The 16,541-nt window shown below is 61.2% G+C and carries 15 protein-coding genes; 3 read left to right on the forward strand and 12 right to left on the reverse strand.

Annotated features, from left to right (window positions below):
- From hflX to ABW043_RS02165, 4 genes are all read right to left on the reverse strand, one after another.
- The coding region (gene hflX / locus ABW043_RS02150) for a GTPase HflX (protein WP_353919600.1) at positions 1-1,040 on the reverse strand (1,040 nt) is incomplete at its 3' end.
- 8 nt (positions 1,041-1,048) lie between these two features.
- Positions 1,049-1,300: an RNA chaperone Hfq gene (gene hfq / locus ABW043_RS02155; protein WP_035078721.1), complete on the reverse strand. Its 252-nt coding sequence runs from the start codon at positions 1,298-1,300 to the stop codon at positions 1,049-1,051.
- A gap of 183 nt (positions 1,301-1,483) precedes the next feature.
- Positions 1,484-2,866: a nitrogen assimilation response regulator NtrX gene (gene ntrX, locus ABW043_RS02160; protein ID WP_353919601.1), complete on the reverse strand. Its 1,383-nt coding sequence runs from the start codon at positions 2,864-2,866 to the stop codon at positions 1,484-1,486.
- Complete coding sequence (locus tag ABW043_RS02165; RefSeq protein WP_353919613.1) at positions 2,867-5,092, reverse strand: sensor histidine kinase NtrY-like; 2,226 nt, start codon at positions 5,090-5,092, stop codon at positions 2,867-2,869. It abuts the gene before it with no gap.
- Positions 5,093-5,436: 344 nt separating this feature from the next.
- Between ABW043_RS02165 and ABW043_RS02170 the strand changes: the two genes are divergently transcribed.
- Positions 5,437-6,336 carry a DMT family transporter gene (locus ABW043_RS02170; protein ID WP_353919602.1) on the forward strand — a complete coding sequence of 300 codons (900 nt, stop codon included), beginning with the start codon at positions 5,437-5,439 and terminating at the stop codon, positions 6,334-6,336.
- Positions 6,337-6,342: 6 nt separating this feature from the next.
- On the opposite strand, the gene ntrC is transcribed toward ABW043_RS02170, so the two are convergent.
- From ntrC to dusB, 3 genes are read right to left on the reverse strand one after another with little or no spacing between them, the layout of a single operon-like run.
- Positions 6,343-7,788: a nitrogen regulation protein NR(I) gene (gene ntrC / locus ABW043_RS02175; RefSeq protein WP_353919603.1), complete on the reverse strand. Its 1,446-nt coding sequence runs from the start codon at positions 7,786-7,788 to the stop codon at positions 6,343-6,345.
- Positions 7,785-8,915, reverse strand: a complete 1,131-nt coding sequence (locus ABW043_RS02180; protein ID WP_353919604.1) for a two-component system sensor histidine kinase NtrB — start codon at positions 8,913-8,915, stop codon at positions 7,785-7,787. Before ABW043_RS02180 ends, ntrC begins: the two co-directional genes overlap by 4 nt.
- Positions 8,912-9,913: a tRNA dihydrouridine synthase DusB gene (dusB, locus tag ABW043_RS02185; protein WP_353919605.1), complete on the reverse strand. Its 1,002-nt coding sequence runs from the start codon at positions 9,911-9,913 to the stop codon at positions 8,912-8,914. Before dusB ends, ABW043_RS02180 begins: the two co-directional genes overlap by 4 nt.
- 173 nt (positions 9,914-10,086) lie before the next feature.
- Between dusB and ABW043_RS02190 the strand changes: the two genes are divergently transcribed.
- The gene (locus tag ABW043_RS02190) at positions 10,087-11,283 is read left to right on the forward strand and encodes a bifunctional 2-C-methyl-D-erythritol 4-phosphate cytidylyltransferase/2-C-methyl-D-erythritol 2,4-cyclodiphosphate synthase (RefSeq protein ID WP_353919606.1); all 1,197 of its coding nucleotides are present in this window, start codon (positions 10,087-10,089) and stop codon (positions 11,281-11,283) included.
- The gene (locus ABW043_RS02195) at positions 11,284-11,784 is read left to right on the forward strand and encodes a CinA family protein (RefSeq protein ID WP_353919607.1); all 501 of its coding nucleotides are present in this window, start codon (positions 11,284-11,286) and stop codon (positions 11,782-11,784) included.
- 3 nt (positions 11,785-11,787) lie between these two features.
- Here ABW043_RS02195 and ABW043_RS02200 read toward each other — a convergent pair whose 3' ends face one another.
- From ABW043_RS02200 to lpdA, 5 genes are all read right to left on the reverse strand, one after another.
- Positions 11,788-12,657: an alpha/beta hydrolase gene (locus ABW043_RS02200; protein ID WP_353919608.1), complete on the reverse strand. Its 870-nt coding sequence runs from the start codon at positions 12,655-12,657 to the stop codon at positions 11,788-11,790.
- Positions 12,658-12,785: 128 nt separating this feature from the next.
- Complete coding sequence (locus tag ABW043_RS02205) at positions 12,786-13,229, reverse strand: type II toxin-antitoxin system RatA family toxin (RefSeq protein ID WP_353919609.1); 444 nt, start codon at positions 13,227-13,229, stop codon at positions 12,786-12,788.
- Positions 13,229-14,182, reverse strand: a complete 954-nt coding sequence (lipA, locus tag ABW043_RS02210; protein WP_353919610.1) for a lipoyl synthase — start codon at positions 14,180-14,182, stop codon at positions 13,229-13,231. Before lipA ends, ABW043_RS02205 begins: the two co-directional genes overlap by 1 nt.
- An 88-nt stretch (positions 14,183-14,270) precedes the next feature.
- Entirely contained in the window at positions 14,271-15,311 is a 1,041-nt protein-coding gene (locus ABW043_RS02215; RefSeq protein ID WP_353919611.1) for a Gfo/Idh/MocA family protein, read from the reverse strand.
- Positions 15,312-15,435: 124 nt separating this feature from the next.
- Positions 15,436-16,541: dihydrolipoyl dehydrogenase (gene lpdA, locus ABW043_RS02220; protein ID WP_353919612.1), on the reverse strand; the 1,106-nt coding region annotated here is incomplete at its 5' end.

Raw genomic sequence — 16,541 nt, forward strand, 5'->3', positions numbered from 1 at the left:
AGATCGACCTTGTTCCACACCTCGATGACCGGGGTCGTCTCGGGCGATACGCCGAGATCGCCCAGCACCTTCATCACATCCTGTGCCTGGGCCAGATGGTCTGGATTGGCGATGTCGCGAGCATGCAGGATCACATCAGCATCGACGACCTCCTCAAGGGTCGCACGGAACGCGGCCACGAGGTCGGTCGGCAGATCGGCCACAAACCCAACGGTATCGCTCAACATGACTTCGCGGCCATGCGGCAGCTCGATCTTGCGCACGGTGGTATCAAGCGTGGCAAACAGCAAATCTTCAGCAAAGACCCCTGCCCCGGTCAACCGGTTGAACAGCGTCGACTTGCCGGCATTGGTGTAACCGACAAGGGCAACGATCGGGATCGCGGCACGGGTGCGCTGCTGGCGCTGCTGCACACGGGTCTTCTTGACCTTGTCGAGGCGGTCTTCGAGAAGCACGATACGGTCGGTGATCTGCCGACGGTCACTTTCTATCTGGGTTTCGCCCGGACCGCCCATAAAGCCCGTGCCGCCGCTGCCGCGCTGGCGCTCAAGGTGGGTCCAGGAGCGCACAAGGCGCCCCTTCTGGTAGTTTAGATGGGCAAGCTCGACCTGCAACACGCCTTCGCGGGTCGCGGCGCGCTCCCCAAAAATTTCGAGGATCAGAGCGGTACGATCGAGCACTTTCGTGCCCGTCTCGCGCTCAAGATTGCGCTGCTGAATAGGCGACAGAGCCGCATCGACAAGCAGAAGTTCGATGTCGTCGGATTTCACCTTGGCGGCAAGGGCTTCGACATGACCGGCGCCGAGATAGGTCGCCGGCCGAATCTCGCGCACTTTCACGACGTCGGAGAAAATCACGTCCAGCCGAATTGCTTCCGCAAGCCCTTCGAACTCGGACTGCCGTGCCTCAAGGCTATGATAGGACGACTTGCCTCTGACATCGGGACAGACAAGCCCCACTCGTGTCGGCTGTTCCTGCCGGTCGATATAGGCCTTCGGGCCGCCCGGAAGGCGGCCATCCTCGTCGTCAAAATCGTCCATATGGTCCGTCAGTCGTGGTCGTTGTTCTGCTCGGGATCGAACAGCTGGATCGGCGCGCCCGGCATGATCGTCGAGATGGCGTGCTTATAGACCAGTTGCGACTGCGCGTCACGGCGCAGCAGCAGGCAGAAATTGTCGAACCAGGTGATCACGCCCTGCAGTTTGACACCATTCACGAGAAAGATCGTGACCGGCACCTTCTGCTTGCGAACGTGATTGAGGAAGGAATCTTGCAGATTTTGCTGCTTCTCACTGGGCATTCAGGCCTCTTGCCGCGGCATTTATTGTCGCTGTTTTGTCGCAATCACTTGCGTCCGGATTTGTGAAGACTGCCGCCCAGTCCCCTTCCCCGGAATTATCATACATTATCAACTATGCCACAAATAGGCTGCGCTGCCTACCCGCGGCAAATGCATGGCACACTGCCATTTTCGTATCAGGGGTCAGAGCCCCAGCGATTTGATCTTCCGATGCAGGGCGCTGCGCTCCATGCCGACGAATTCCGCCGTCTTGGAAATGTTGCCGCCAAACCGCTCGATCTGAGCCAGAAGATATTGCCGTTCAAAGACTTCGCGTGCATCGCGCAATGGCAGGCTCATCAGATGAGCCGAGGCATCGGTGTCGCCAACCGTCGGCAGCACTTCGCCGATATCGGACGGCAGCATGCTGGCCGTGATTACGCCATCCTCGGGTTGCTGGTCCTTCATCAGGATCAATAGGCGCTCGATGGAATTGCGCAATTGCCGGGCATTGCCGGGCCAATCCTGCGCCTGAAGAACAGCGATAGCATCTTCGCCAATGACCATACGCTGCAGGTTGTGCATGCGGCAGATCTGCTCGATGAAAACGCTGACCAGCGGCGGAATATCTTCGCGCCTCTCCTTGAGCGGCACCAATTGCACCGGCACGATGGCGAGACGGTGGAAGAGATCCGAGCGGAATTCGCCCGTTTCGGTCAGCCCCGAGACGTTCTGCGAGCTGGAAGAGATAATACGCACGTCGATGGGCACCGCCTGGGCGCCGCCCACGCGGTTGAAGCGATTCTCGACCAGCGTCCGCAGCAAGGCTGTCTGCACTTGGGCCGGCAGCGTCGTGACCTCAGAAAGATAGAGCGTGCCGCCGTGGGCGCGTTCCAGCGCTCCGACTTCGACCTGAAGCAGGCCGGACTTGTCACGGCTTTCCCGACCGAACAGCACCACGGACACTTCATCAGGCGCATAGAGCGACGCGTTGATCTCGACGAAGGGCGAGTTGTTGCGCGGGCTGCGCTGGTGGATAAGACGCGCCACGAGCCCCTTGCCGGCACCCGAGGGACCGGCAATGAAGATACGCGAATTGGTCGGCGCCGACTTGTCGATCAGGCCGCGCACCTGCTGCAGCGAGGGTGAACCACCAACCATATCGGCGCTCTTGGACGCCGAACGTTCCTTGAGTTCAGCCACCTCAGTGCGGAGGCGCGTTGCTTCCATGGCCCGCTGGGTCACATGCAGCAGTCGATCGATCTTGAAGGGTTTTTCGATATAGTCATATGCGCCGCGGCGGATGGCCGAGACGGCGGTTTCGACATTGCCGTGGCCCGAGATCATGACCACGGGCATGTCCGGGTGCTGGCTTTGGAAAACGTCCAGCAGCTGCAAACCATCCAGCCGCGATCCCTGCATCCAGATATCGAGGAAAACGAGACTCGGACGTCGGCGGGCGATTTCGTTGAGGCCGCTATCCGCGTCATGCGCCTGGCGGGTCTCAAAACCTTCATCGTCAAGGATGCCGGCAATGAGGTCGCGGATATCGTCTTCGTCGTCGATGATGAGAATATCTAGAGCCATCTACTTCTGGACAATCGCTGGCACCAGCGACTCCTCCTCTTTGGGCAATTCGGGCTCGACTTGGACCGAATCGTCCTTTTCATTTGTCTTTTGCGGGGCGCGCAGGGGGAGCGTGAAGGTCACGCAGGCACCCACCCTGCCCTGTTCGTCGGGTTCGGCGTCGACCAGTTCCACGATCCCGCCGTGTTGCTCGATAATCCTTGCAACGATGGCGAGGCCCAGTCCGGTTCCCTTTTCCCGTGTCGTCATATAGGGCTCAAGCAACCGCTGCCGGTTCTCCTTGGGCCATCCCTTGCCGTTGTCGGAAACCGACACGCGGGCATGATTGCCCTCGTAGTGCGCTTCAACCTTGATGCCCGGCTGCCAACCCGAGCCTACGTCCAGCCCCTCGAAGGCCTCGACGGCGTTCTTGATCAGGTTGGTCAGCGACTGTGATACCAGCCGCGTGTCGAACCAGGCATAGATCGCTTCATCGGGCAATTCTGTGGCAATGGCAACTTCCGGCAAGCGTACGCTCTCCAGAAAAACCGCTTGGCGGATCGTATCTGATAGATCGGCGCGGTCGGGAGCGGCTTCCGGCATGCGGGCAAAGGCGGAAAATTCGTCGACCATGCGACCAATATCGCCCACCTGGCGGACGATCGTATTGATGCACTTGTCGAAGACTTCCCGGTCATCTTCCAGCTTTGAGCCATAGCGACGACGCAAGCGCTCCGCTGACAACTGGATCGGAGTCAGCGGGTTTTTGATTTCGTGGGCAATGCGGCGCGCCACGTCGGCCCAGGCGCTGGTGCGCTGCGCCGATTCAAGATCGGTAATGTCGTCGAAGGTCAGCACATAACCCTTGGACTCGGTGATCGAGCCTTCGCGGGTGAGCTGGATTTGGTAGATGCGCCGGTTCGTCTCGTTGCCGAGATGGATCTGGTCACGGACCTGGCCACGCCGGGCGGAACGCGCCTTTTCGATTGTTGGGGCGATTTCGGGCAGGATGTCTTCCATCTTCTCGCCCATCATCTCCACTTCGGTCTTGTCGAGCATCTGGCAAGCGCGAGCATTGACGAGCGTCACTGCACCGAAGGGATCGAGCCCAACGATACCGGCGGACACGCCCTCCACCACGGCCTCGGTGAACTGGCGGCGCTTTTCATTGACCTCGTTAGCCATCAGCAGTTCTTCGCGCTGTGTCTTGAGCTGCTCGGTCATGCGGTTGAAGCCGTTGGAGAGGTCGCGGAAGTCGCCCCGCCCCTGCTGAACCGGCACCCGCACATCGAGGTCGCCGCCGCTCACGCGCCGCGATGCGATCATCAGGTTTCGGATCGGGTCAACGAAGCGGTTGGCGAGCGCGATACCGATCCACAGAGCCGCCAGTAGCAGCACCACGACCAAGCCGACATACATGATAGTGAAGGTGATCTGGAAGACCAGTCGATTAGATGCGTACTGACGATATTCCGTTATATTATCGTCGGTTAAACGCATATATTGAAGTACTTCCGCATCCACGGGGCGAGCGACGAACAGGAAGACATCGTCATAACCGCGCAGCTTGATCACCGAACCGACGAGGTTGGTGCTGCCGGGTGAAATAGCCGTGGGGATGCCCTCCACCACGCCTTGCGTGATGCCTTCGGGCAGCCGCGGATAGCCGCCGGCGACATTGATCTGGGCGCGTTGCAGCATTGTGCCCTGGCCGTCGATCAGCGCCGTGAACGGCAGCGACCGCGTTACCGCCAGGGCGGTCAGGATACGTTCGAAGCGCGCGGGGTCATCGACATAGGTCGCGTGGGATTGCTCAAGCTCGGTCGCGACCCAGATGATGTCGTCGCGCAGCACCTGGGCATGCTCCAGCATATAGGAGCGCGCCACAAGCCGGCTGCTTTCCACCATTGAGCGTGTGCGTTCGGAGAACCACTGGTCGAGGCCCTGGTTGAGCGCGATCGTCGCAACGATGGCCACCAGAATGGCAGGAATGCCGGCCACAAGCGCGAACATGGCCACCATGCGCATCTGCAGTGCCGAACCCGGCACGCGCTGCAATCTGGCTTGGACCAGCAAAACCGCCTCTGTCACCACCAGCGCCAGAACCAGCAGAACCAAAATGCCAGTGACTGCCCAGATGACGGTCCAGATCTCGGCCGAAGGCTCGATATTGGTCGTGCCCGAAAGAATGAGGAACGAAACGGAGGACAAGAGGACCGAGGCGAACACCACCAGGAAGCCAAGCACGCGCAAGGGACCATTCCCCTCGGCGGAGAACATTGAACGTCCCAGGGGCGCCCTCGCCACAGGTTTGGCGGGGACGTCGATGTCTCGGCTAACCGCCTCAGTCATGCAATACTCAGAGTTCTCCGGCTTCCTGTTCCAGCAAAGACACCACTGCGCAACGCGAAAAACACGCGAGTGATGCTTTAGGCCGCAAAGCCTGACCCAATTCGGCGGACCCTTCAAGATAATTGTTGCCGAAATGTGACAGTGCGCCCCAGGCTGCAGAAAGGCCGGGGCAAAAGTCGTCACTGGACAATGGCAGAGGGCACGGGCAAAGAGAGCCGAAATCGCCCCACGAGCCACCCGTGACCACGCCCTCCCTGACCAATACCGACACCGCCAGCCTCAAGGGCATGGCCATGGGTATCCTCGCCTATACGCTGTTCGCCGTGCATGACGCCTTCATCAAGGGCATCATCCACGCGCTGCCGGCCGCCCAGATCCTGTTCGTGCGCGGCGTGATCATCGTCGTGCTGTGCATGGTCATCGGCCGCAGCTTCATGTTCGGCAAGCTCTGGGCCTCGTCCAATCGGGGCATGATCCTTGGCCGGGGGCTTCTCACCCTCGCAGCCTGGGTCATGTACTACAGTGCCGGCCGCGACCTGCAGCTCGCCGAAATGACGACCCTCTATTATTTCGCGCCTGTGCTGACGACGGTTCTGGCGGCCATCTTCCTGAAGGAGCGGCTGACGCTGGCCCGGGTCGGCGCCGCGTCGATCGGCTTTTTCGGGGTCATCGTTGCGGCCAATCCCGGCGGCTTCACCCTCAGCGTGCCGGTGATCATGGTGTTGCTGGCCGCATTGAGCTGGGCCATCGCCATGATCCTCATGCGGACGATTTCAAAATCCGACAGCGCTCTCGTGCAGGTCTTTGCGCAAAACCTCATCCACGCCGTCGTCATGGGGATCGTCAGCATCCCCTTTTGGCAGGGCATGGGACCGGCCGAACTTCTATTCATTCTCGCGGCCGGCCTGATCGGCGGCCTGGCACAGTTCATCCTGGTCGAATCAGCCAAGCTCGTTCCCGCCAGCGTGCTGGGCACGGTGGAATATGGCGCGCTGATCTGGGCCTTCGTCTTCGGGTATCTGTTCTGGGGCGAAACGCCCTTGCCCTCCGTCTATGCGGGCGCGGCTCTCGTCATCGCCGCCGGGCTGATGCTGGCCTGGACCGAGCACCGCACCCGCCGTGAGCAGATGCGGCGCTAAAGCGCCTCAGTTGCGCCGGCTGTGCTTGACGATCTCGATCGAATGCGTGCGGATCTTCTTGCGCAGTGTATTGCGGTTTAGCCCAAGCAGGTCCGCCGCCTTGATCTGGTTGCCCCCACAGGCATTGAGCGCCATGGCGATAAGCGGGGCTTCCACCCGATCGATCACGCGCTGATAGAGCCCTGCCGGCGGCAAGTTGGGCTCATATTCGCGCAGTAGCTGCCCGACATGGCTTTCGACGGCAGTCGACACGTCCACCGGCCCGGAAGCGGCCGTGACCGTCGGACGATCGGCGATGTTGAGTTCGTTCTGCACGATCTCTGCCGAGATGCTCTCATCGGCATAGAGCGCCGACAGACGACGCACGAGGTTTTCGAGCTCGCGGATATTCCCGGGCCAGGAATAGTTCTGCATCAGCCGGATAGCGTCGGACGACAGCGTCTTGGGCGCCTCGCCCTCGCGTTCCGCGGCGCGCAGGAAGTGCTGCACGAGGTCCGAAATGTCGTCGATGCGCTCACGCAGTGGCGGCAGGCGGATCGGGACCACGTTGAGGCGATAATAGAGATCTTCGCGGAAGAGACCCTGCCGGATCATCTGGCTGAGATCGCGGTGCGTCGCGGCCACAATGCGCACATTGGTCTTGATGGCATTTCGGCCACCGACCATGGTGTATTCGCCTTCCTGCAGCACGCGCAGCAAGCGCGTCTGGGCATCCATCGGCATATCGCCGATTTCGTCGAGGAAGAGCGTACCGCCCTCGGCTTGCTCGAAGCGGCCGGACGAACGCGTGTTGGCGCCGGTGAAGGCACCTTTTTCGTGACCGAACAGCTCGGCTTCAATGAGGTCGCGCGGGATGGCCGCCATGTTGATGGCGACGAACGGTCCATTGCGGCGCTTGCCGAAGTCGTGGAGCGCCCGCGCTACCAGTTCCTTGCCCGTACCGCTCTCGCCGGTGATCATCACCGTAAGGTCGGTCTGCATCAGTCGCGCCAGGGCGCGATAGATGTCCTGCATCGCCGCCGAACGACCGACGAGCGGCATTGTGTCGCCGGCTTCCTCGACCTTGCGCTCGGCGTTGACCGGCTTCTTGGCGTCGGCCAGCGCCCGCGACACTACGGAAAGCACTTCAGTGATGTCGAACGGCTTTGGCAGATACTCATAGGCGCCGACTTCCGAAGCACGGATCGCCGTCATGAACGTGTTCTGTGCTGACATCACGATCATCGGCAGATCGGGGCGCAGCTTCTTGATCTTGGGCATCACCTCGAAGGCATTGCCATCGGGCATGGCGACGTCGGTGATGAGCACATCACCCTCGCCGCGGCTCACCCAGTTCCACATGGTCGAGATATTGCCCGTCGGGCGGACTTCATAGCCGGCGCGGGTCAGCGCCTGGTTGAGCACCATGCGGATGGCGGCATCGTCGTCCGCGAGCAAAACGACATGGCTCATTTCGTCGATACCTCATACGAACTTTGTTGGAAGGCGCTGCTGGCAACCGGTAGCAGAATGCGAAAACGCGTCCGGCCCGGACGGCTGTCGCAATCGATCACCCCGCCATGGTCGCCGACGATTTTTGCCACAAGCGCCAGGCCCAGGCCCGAGCCATTGGTCTTCGTGGTCACGAAGGGATCAAAGAGGAACGGCAGGGTGTCGGGTGACACGCCCGGTCCATTGTCCTCGATGACAATTTCGAGCGGCAGCGAGATGCGCTCGGCCACGCCAGCCACGCTAATGCGGATACCGGGGCGGAAAGCTGTGGACAAACGAATTTCCGGTTTCTGCGTTCTTTCAAGCGCTTCCGCCGCGTTCTTAACGAGGTTCAGGAAGACCTGGATAAGCTGGTCGCGATTGCCGAACACCGGAGGCAATGAAGGGTCATACTCTTCGTAGAAGGTAATACCACGTGCCACGCCATTGCGTGCCAGCAGCTTCACCCGGTCGAGCACGACGTGAATATTGATCGGTTCGCGCTCCATCGGGCGCTCATCGCCAAATACTTCCACGCGATCGATCAGGCCGACGATGCGGTCCGTTTCTTCGCGGATCAACCGGGCGAGCGGCACTTCGTCGCTCGAAACCGTCTGCTCCAGCAACTGGGCCGCGCCACGGATGCCCGAGAGCGGGTTCTTGATCTCATGTGCCAGCATGGCCGCAAGGCCTGTCACGGAGCGCGCCGCGCCGCGCGACACCATCTGCCGGTCGATCTTGTCGGCCATGGTGCGTTCCTGGATCAGCAGGGCCACACGACCGTCCACGTCCGAAAGCGGGCTCGCAAAGACGTCGGCGATGCGTTCGTCGCCGAAACGGGACGAACCGATGCGCACGCGATATTCCGTCATCGGCGCGCGGCGCTGAACGACGGTTTCGACCAACGAAATGATCGGTGAGCCGAAGGCGATGAGATCATCGAGCTTCTGCCGCGTTAGTACACTCAGCGAAGCGCCGAAAAACGCCTCTGCAGCATAGTTCACGAACTGGATCTTGTGCTGCTCGTCGAGAACGATGATCGGTTGCGGCAAGGCCTGCAAAACCGAACGCGACGGCAGAATATCGGGGTCCGATATGGCAGCACTCATGCGGCCACTCTCCATTCAGGCGAAAACACCCGGCCGATGAGGTCGATGACCTCGGCGGGGTGATCATTGTTCAAAAGGGCCGTGCGTGTCGGCTTGTCGAGTTCGAGATTGGCAGCCTCGGCATACCAGTCGAGATGCTTGCGGGCTGCGCGCGACCCGACCTCGGTGCCGTATTCGACCAGCATTTCTTCGTAGTGAGACTGGATCAGGGCGATCAGTTCGGCCCCTTGCGGCGGTTCCTGCGGCGTTTCACCGGCAAGCACAGCGCCGATCTGCCCGACGCGCCAAGGCCGCCCCTGGGCACCACGTCCGAGCATCACAGCGGCGGCACCTGACTGCTCCAGCGCCGCAGCAGCGCTTTCGGCGTCGACGATGTCGCCATTTACCACGACAGGCACTGGAATCGACTCCACGACCGCCCGCACCAGTTCCCAACGGGCCGTGCCCTTGTAGAACTGCTGCCGGGTCCGTCCGTGGACCGTGATCATCTGGGCCCCGGCCTCGACGGCCAGGCGCGCGATCTGCGGCGCGTTGAGACTCTCGTCGTCCCAGCCGAGGCGCATTTTCACGGTGACCGGCAAGCTTGTCGCGCCAACAACGGCTTCGACAATTGCCAGAGCCTGATCCGGCACGCGCATCAGCGCCGAGCCGGCATAGCCGTTGGTTACGCGCTTGGCAGGGCAGCCGAAATTGATGTCAACGATATCGACCCCCGCCCCTTCGGCGATGCGAGCGCCCTCGGCCATCCAACGAGCTTCGCACCCAGCCAATTGCACCATATGCGGAAGGTCGCCGGCACGGCGAAGTTTGCGGACCATATCAACATGGCCCGTACCAAGTGCGGCGCTGGCGATCATTTCTGACACGACCATGCCCGCACCGTGACGCTCCGCGATCTCGCGAAAGGGTCGGTCGGTGATTCCGGCCATGGGGGCAAGGAAGGCGCGGTTTCGGACAACATGCCCGCCAATGCTCAATGTAAAGGCATTACCCGACAATGACTGCCCCAGAAATGGTCAATTTAAGGAAGGTGCCCGCACAATAATCATTTTGAGGCCGTGCGCAACCATTAACGCCCCCGCACCAGGTGGGAACCTGTGCTGCTCTTGCCGCATGCCAAGGCGGAGGCTAGACCAATCAGATACATGACGGTCCGAGTTCCCCTGCCTATATGTCTACACGCCCAAAATTCATAGCCGCCATCATTGTTGCCGCCGGAAAAGGCGAGCGTGCGCAAACAGGGGATTTTGCCGAACCCAAGCAATACCGCCGCGTCGGCGGCCGCCCGGTTCTGGCGCGCACCGTCGACGCATTTCTGGCGCACCCGGCTATTTCGGCGGTTGTACCGGTCATTCATGCGGAACACGCTGATCGCTATGCGGCCCTGGGCCTCGAGAACGAACGGCTGCGTGGGCCAGTGGTTGGAGGAGCAAGCAGGCAGGCATCCGTGCTTGAGGGGCTGAAGTCCATCGCGGCTTCGCGACCCGATCTGGTTCTGATTCAGGACGCCGCGCGGCCATTCGTTTCGGTTGAGCAGATAGAGGCGGTGATCTCGACGCTGGCGTCTCATGACGGCGCCCTGCCCACCCTGCCGCTGACGGATACGATCAAGCGCGCCCCGGATGGACAATTGGTCCTGACCACCGAAGACCGCCGCACGCTCTTTGCCGCCCAGACCCCGCAGGGTTTCCGCTTTGGCCAGATTTTCTCCGCCCACATGCGCTCTGAAAGCATCCGTCGCGAATTCACCGACGATGCAGAGATCGCCGAATGGGCTGGCCTGCGCGTCGCCATGACCGCAGGCGACCGCAACAATTTCAAGATCACGCATCCGGAAGACTTTCGCCGGGCTGAGCGGCATATTTCAGGAGACAAGGCCATGGAAACCCGCGTCGGCACCGGCTTTGACGTTCATCCGTTCGAACCAGGCGACGCGGTCTGGCTCGGTGGCGTGCGCATCGAGCACACGGCCAAGCTTGTGGGCCATTCGGACGCCGACGTGGCGCTCCACGCCCTCACGGATGCCATTCTGGGCTCCATTGGCGAAGGTGATATCGGTGTTCACTTCCCGCCCACGGACATGCAATGGCGCGGCGCGGCGTCCACCGTCTTCCTCAAACATGCCGGCGACCTCGTCGCAAAACGCGGCGGACGCATTGTCAATCTCGATGTGACCATCGTTTGCGAGGCACCGAGGATTGCCAAACACGTCCCGGCGATGTGCACTGTGATTTCCCAGACTCTGGGGATCAAGGCCGATCGCGTAGCGATCAAGGCGACAACGAGTGAGAGGCTCGGCTTTACCGGGCGGGAGGAAGGTATCGTGGCCATGGCAAGTGCAAGCGTCGAAGTACCGAGGGATGAGTAGATGGCCAAAACCCCTCAGCCAAGCATAGGCAAACGCATCATCGACCTGCTGCGTGACAGCAACAAGACAATCGTCACGGCCGAAAGTTGCACTGGCGGGCTCATTGCCGCCGCCCTCACCGATGTCCCCGGTGCCTCGGCAGCGCTCTATGGCGGCTTCATCACCTATTCCAACACAGCCAAAGCCCGCATGATCCAGGTGCCGCAGCGCCTGATCCATGACTATGGCGCGGTGAGCAACCAGGTCGCCCGAGCCATGGCCGACGGCGCCCGCAACACGGCTCGCGTCGACATCGCTGTCTCGGCCACTGGCGTTGCCGGTCCCGATGGCGGCAGCGAGAAGAAGCCGATCGGCCTCGTCTACGTCGCCGTCTCCACCGACCTCGCCACCGTCGTCATCGAGCATCGCTTCGGCGATATCGGCCGCGACGAAGTGCGCAAGGCAACGGTTGCGGCGGCGCTGGATCTGGTGATGCAGGTGCTGACGAGCGACGAAGACTAGGCTCTAGCGGCCGCAAGTGCTGTCGAGATGCGGCGCGAGCCATTCCAGCGCAGGGACGATGGCTTGTTGCCAGCTGTCCCAATAATGACGCCCCGGCCCGATCCGGAGGTTGCTCTCCGCCTTGGTCGTCACGAGCAGATTGTGGAAGGCCGCATTTGCCTCGATGAGGTCGGGAAAGTCCTCGTCACCGATGGCGAGGTAAAAAGCCGGCTTTTCGGCTATTGACCGCAGGCTGTTCGCGCGCGTGAAAACGTTGGCCGCATTGAACCTGGCGGCGTCGAACGGCACGCCGAAGACATTTCCATAAAGATCCGGAATCCAGCGGCGCGGATCGTTCGGCTGCATTGGTTGGTGCAGCGCGCCCGAAAAGCTCATTGCAGCGACATAGGTCTTTGGATGGTTGATCGCCTGCAGCAGCGAGCCTGCCCCGCCCATGGAGACCCCGCCGACCGCCCTGCCCTCGCGGCAAGCTGCGGTCGGCAGGCCGGCATCGATAACAGCGACAAGGTCAGTGGCAAAAGCCGTGTCGATCAGGCCGAGGCCACCGGGATCAGGATTGTCCACATACCAGCTATCGCCCGCGCCGGGCGCCACGACGACCATTGGCGGAATGCGACCATCGGCAATAGCACGGTCGAGAATATCGGCCAGGTTGCCCCAAGTGAACCAGTCCCCATCTGCGCCTGTCAGGCCATGCAACAGATAAACGACCGGCCAGCGCTCGCCTTCAGCCGGAAACGGAAAGGGCTTGTAGACCGCATAGGGGATCGTTCGGCCCAATGTCGGGCTCGGCGCTTCCAGATCGTATTCCACGATTCCCGCGGCGTTCGTCGGCACGACAAAGGCCAGCAGCGCCGCTAGCGCGGCGCTCATTCCCACCATTCGCATATCTTCCCCCCGAAATTGCGAAAAGGTTTTCTCAATTTCGACACGATGCCGCGGGCTCGCGTTGTGCGCAAGAGCCCGTGGCTGGGAAAGATTTGGGAAAATGCGCCCGGCTTTTAACCGCCGTAGCGCCGATCGGCCTCGTCGGCAAAGGCCTGCATGATCTCGTCTTGCTTCGCCGCAAAGGCCGGCTCGGCAACCGCCGCAATCAGCGGGTTGGAAATCTTGAAGTCGATCTCGAAGCGCACGCGGGTACCCTGCCCTTCGGGTTCGAAACTCCAGACACTATCCAGATATGCGAAGGGACCATCTACTGCCTTGGCGGCGATGGTGAGGGCTTCCGGGTCGACCGTGACGCGGCTCGTATAGGCCTGGGTAATCGGCCCAAAACTCAGGGTCATGCGGGCCAGGCGCACATCCTTGCCCCGCGCCGCAGGATCAGGACGAACCTCCATCGCCTTGCAGTTCGCTATGAACTGCGGGTAGCGCTCCAGGTCAGACACGATATCAAACATCGGCCGGGGCAGATGCGGCACATGCCGCTCGAAGAACCGCTTCATCAGTGACCCAGTTTTGCCAGACGTGCGGCCTTGAGCTCGGCGAAATCTTCGCCGGCATGGTGCGACGAGCGTGTCAGCGGGCTCGACGACACCAACAGGAAACCCTTGGCATTGGCGACGGTGGCGTAGGACTTGAATTCTTCCGGCGTCACGAAGCGCTGCAACGGGTAGTGCTTCTTGGTCGGCTGCAAGTACTGGCCGATGGTCAGGAAATCGACTTCGGCCGAACGCAGGTCGTCCATGAGCTGCAGGACTTCGTTCCGCTCTTCGCCGAGGCCGACCATGATGCCGGACTTGGTGAAGATCGACGGATCGATTTCCTTGACCCGCTGCAACAGACGAATCGAGTGGAAGTAGCGCGCGCCCGGACGCACCTTGAGGTACTTCGACGGCACCGTTTCGAGGTTGTGGTTGAAGACGTCGGGCTTGGCGGCAACGACGATCTCCAGCGCGCCTTCCTTGCGCAGGAAATCCGGCGTCAGGATTTCAATCGTGGTCTTGGGCGTTGCAGCGCGGATGGCGAGGATGACATCGGCAAAATGCCGTGCGCCGCCATCGGCGAGGTCATCACGGTCAACCGAGGTGATCACAACGTGCTCTAGGCCAAGCTTGGCTACGGCCCTGGCGACGTTCTCTGGTTCATTGGGATCGAGCGCGGTCGGCAAACCCGTCCGCACATTGCAGAACGCGCAGGCGCGGGTGCAGATCTCGCCCATGATCATCATGGTCGCGTGCTTCTTGCTCCAGCATTCGCCGATATTGGGGCAGCCGGCTTCCTCGCACACCGTGACGAGATTGTTCTCGCGCACGATCTGCTGGGTTTCCTTGTAGACCGGTGAACCCGGCGCCTTGACGCGGATCCAGTCCGGTTTGCGTAGAACGATGCTTTCGGGCCGATTGGCCTTTTCCGGGTGGCGCGGTTTTGCGACCGAATTGTCGATGAGCGTGACCATGATAGTCCTGTCTGGGGCTTGCCCCTATATCGCTCCCAAGAGCGGCCGGTTCAACCCGGCCTTAGTGATAAGCTGGCTTGCGTTGACGCTAGCCTAAGACCTCGGATATCTCGGTCCAGTCGCCTCCGCGCGACGCCGAGAGAATGCTTGTCTGCACCAGCGCCAGCGAACCGAGATTGTCCTCGCCCGAGCTGAAGCCGACTGGCACTTTGCCGGTCTCGATCACCGAGGCGATCGCATTGAGCGTGCCGGTCCGGTCCGGGAACTTGACGGCGTCAAGTTTGAGCGGCGTCGGCTTCTCATCGAGCTTTTGCAGCGTGACGATATCCGGGCCGCTTTTTTCCCTGAAATGATCGCGAGACGTCCAGTGGATCTGGCCTTCGGCCGCATCCATGACCCATTCGCCGGCCCAGGGAGTGACCGGGCCCGAATTCATCCAGCTAGCGCGATAGGACACCATCGTCCCCTTGGAAAACTCGATCAGTGCCGCGCCGCTCGGGTGGAAATGGAACGGGCTGCCCGGGGGATTCCAGGTGCGGCAGGAAAGCCGTACCGGCTCGTCGTTGAGCACATAGCGCATCAAGTCGAAGTGGTGGATGGACATGTCGGCCAGCAGCGGATCAGGCATATCCCAATAGCGATAGCCCTGGCTCGGCCCGTGACGGCGGAAATCGATCGACACCATGTTCATGGCGCCAAACGTAGTCTTGGCAATCAGCTCTGCCGCCGTGATCGGCGCCGGCTGGTGGCGATAATTCTGGCTGACCATCAACACCTTGCCCTGCGCCTTGGCGAGGGCCACTAGTTCCTTGCCCTGGGCAATGGTGGTGGTGAAGGGCTTTTCGACGATGACGTTGTAGCCAAGCTCGAGGCAGCGCTTTACGACCGGATAATGCGCCTCGGTGCGGAGCGTGCAGATGGCGAGTACCGCGTCGGTATGCTTGGCGGCCTCGTCGAGGCTTGCAAAACACAGCTTTGGGTCAATCCCGAGCTCGGTCTGCACCCGCGCCGTAGCATCGAGACTGGTATCCACATAGCCCACCATCTCAATAGTGGGAACTTTGGGGATAACTTCCTTGGACCAGCTAAATCCCCAGTGTCCGAGGCCGATTTGAATTGCCTTGACCATGTGGATAACTCCTGTGGTTTTCGACCCCGCCACCCTGCCCGATCATCCCCGCGCACGCGGGGATCACCGTCGTGGCTTCCCGACATTCCCGCTTTCGCGGGAATTACGCCGTGGAAACGAACAATCAGATATTCAGCGCGCGCCCGTAAGCGTCGAGCACGCTTTCCTTCATCGTTTCGCTCAGCGTGGGATGTGGGAAGATGGTGTGGATGAGGTCTTCTTCGGTGGTTTCGAGGTTCATCGCGATGACAAACCCCTGGATGAGTTCAGTCACCTCAGCACCAATCATGTGCGCGCCGAGGAGTTCCCCAGTCTTGGCATCGAAAATGGTCTTAACGAGGCCATCGGGCTCGCCCAGCGCGATCGCCTTGCCATTGCCCACGAAGGGGAAACGGCCGACCTTGATCTCGCGACCGGCTTCCTTGGCCTTGGCTTCGGTCAGGCCGACACTCGCCACCTGCGGCTCGCAATAGGTGCAACCCGGCACCTTGAGCTTTTCGAGGCCGTGAACCTTGAGGCCGGCAATCTTTTCGACCGTAATGACGGCTTCATGCTCAGCCTTGTGCGCCAGCATCGGCGGGCCGGCGACGTCGCCGATGGCCCAGATGCCGTCTACGTTGGTCTTGCCGTAGGCGTCGATGACAATGGCACCGCGCTCGGTCTTCACGCCGACCGTTTCGAGGCCAAGGCCTTCGATATTGCACATGACGCCGACAGCCGAGATCAGCTTGTCACCAGCAATCTGCTGGGTTTTTCCATCTTTCGTCTCGACGTGAGCCACAACGCCGTCCTTGGTCTTTTCAACCTTGGCAACCTTGGCTTCCGTCAAAATCTTGATGCCGCGCTTTTCCAGTCGCTTGCGTGCCAGAGCCGAAATCTCGGCATCTTCCACCGGCAGAATCTGCGGCAGCAGCTCGATGACGGTCACTTCGGCGCCCAGCGAGCGGTAGAACGAGGCGAATTCGATGCCGATGGCACCCGAACCCATGACCACCAGCGACTTCGGCATTTCTGCCGGCTTCAGCGCTTCGAAATAGGTCCAGATCTTGTCGCCATCGGGCTCGATGCCCGGCAGCACGCGCGGGCGCGCGCCGGTAGCGATGATGATGTTCTTGGCCTTGTAGGTGCCCTCGCCGAGCGCACTCTTCGGCACCGGTCCCTGCGGCTGCACGATCGGCTTCTTTGATGGGGCAACCTTGATTTCACCGGGCTTGGTGATCGTGGCTTCGC

This window comes from Devosia sp., from assembly GCF_040509215.1.
Lineage (GTDB): Bacteria > Pseudomonadota > Alphaproteobacteria > Rhizobiales > Devosiaceae > Devosia.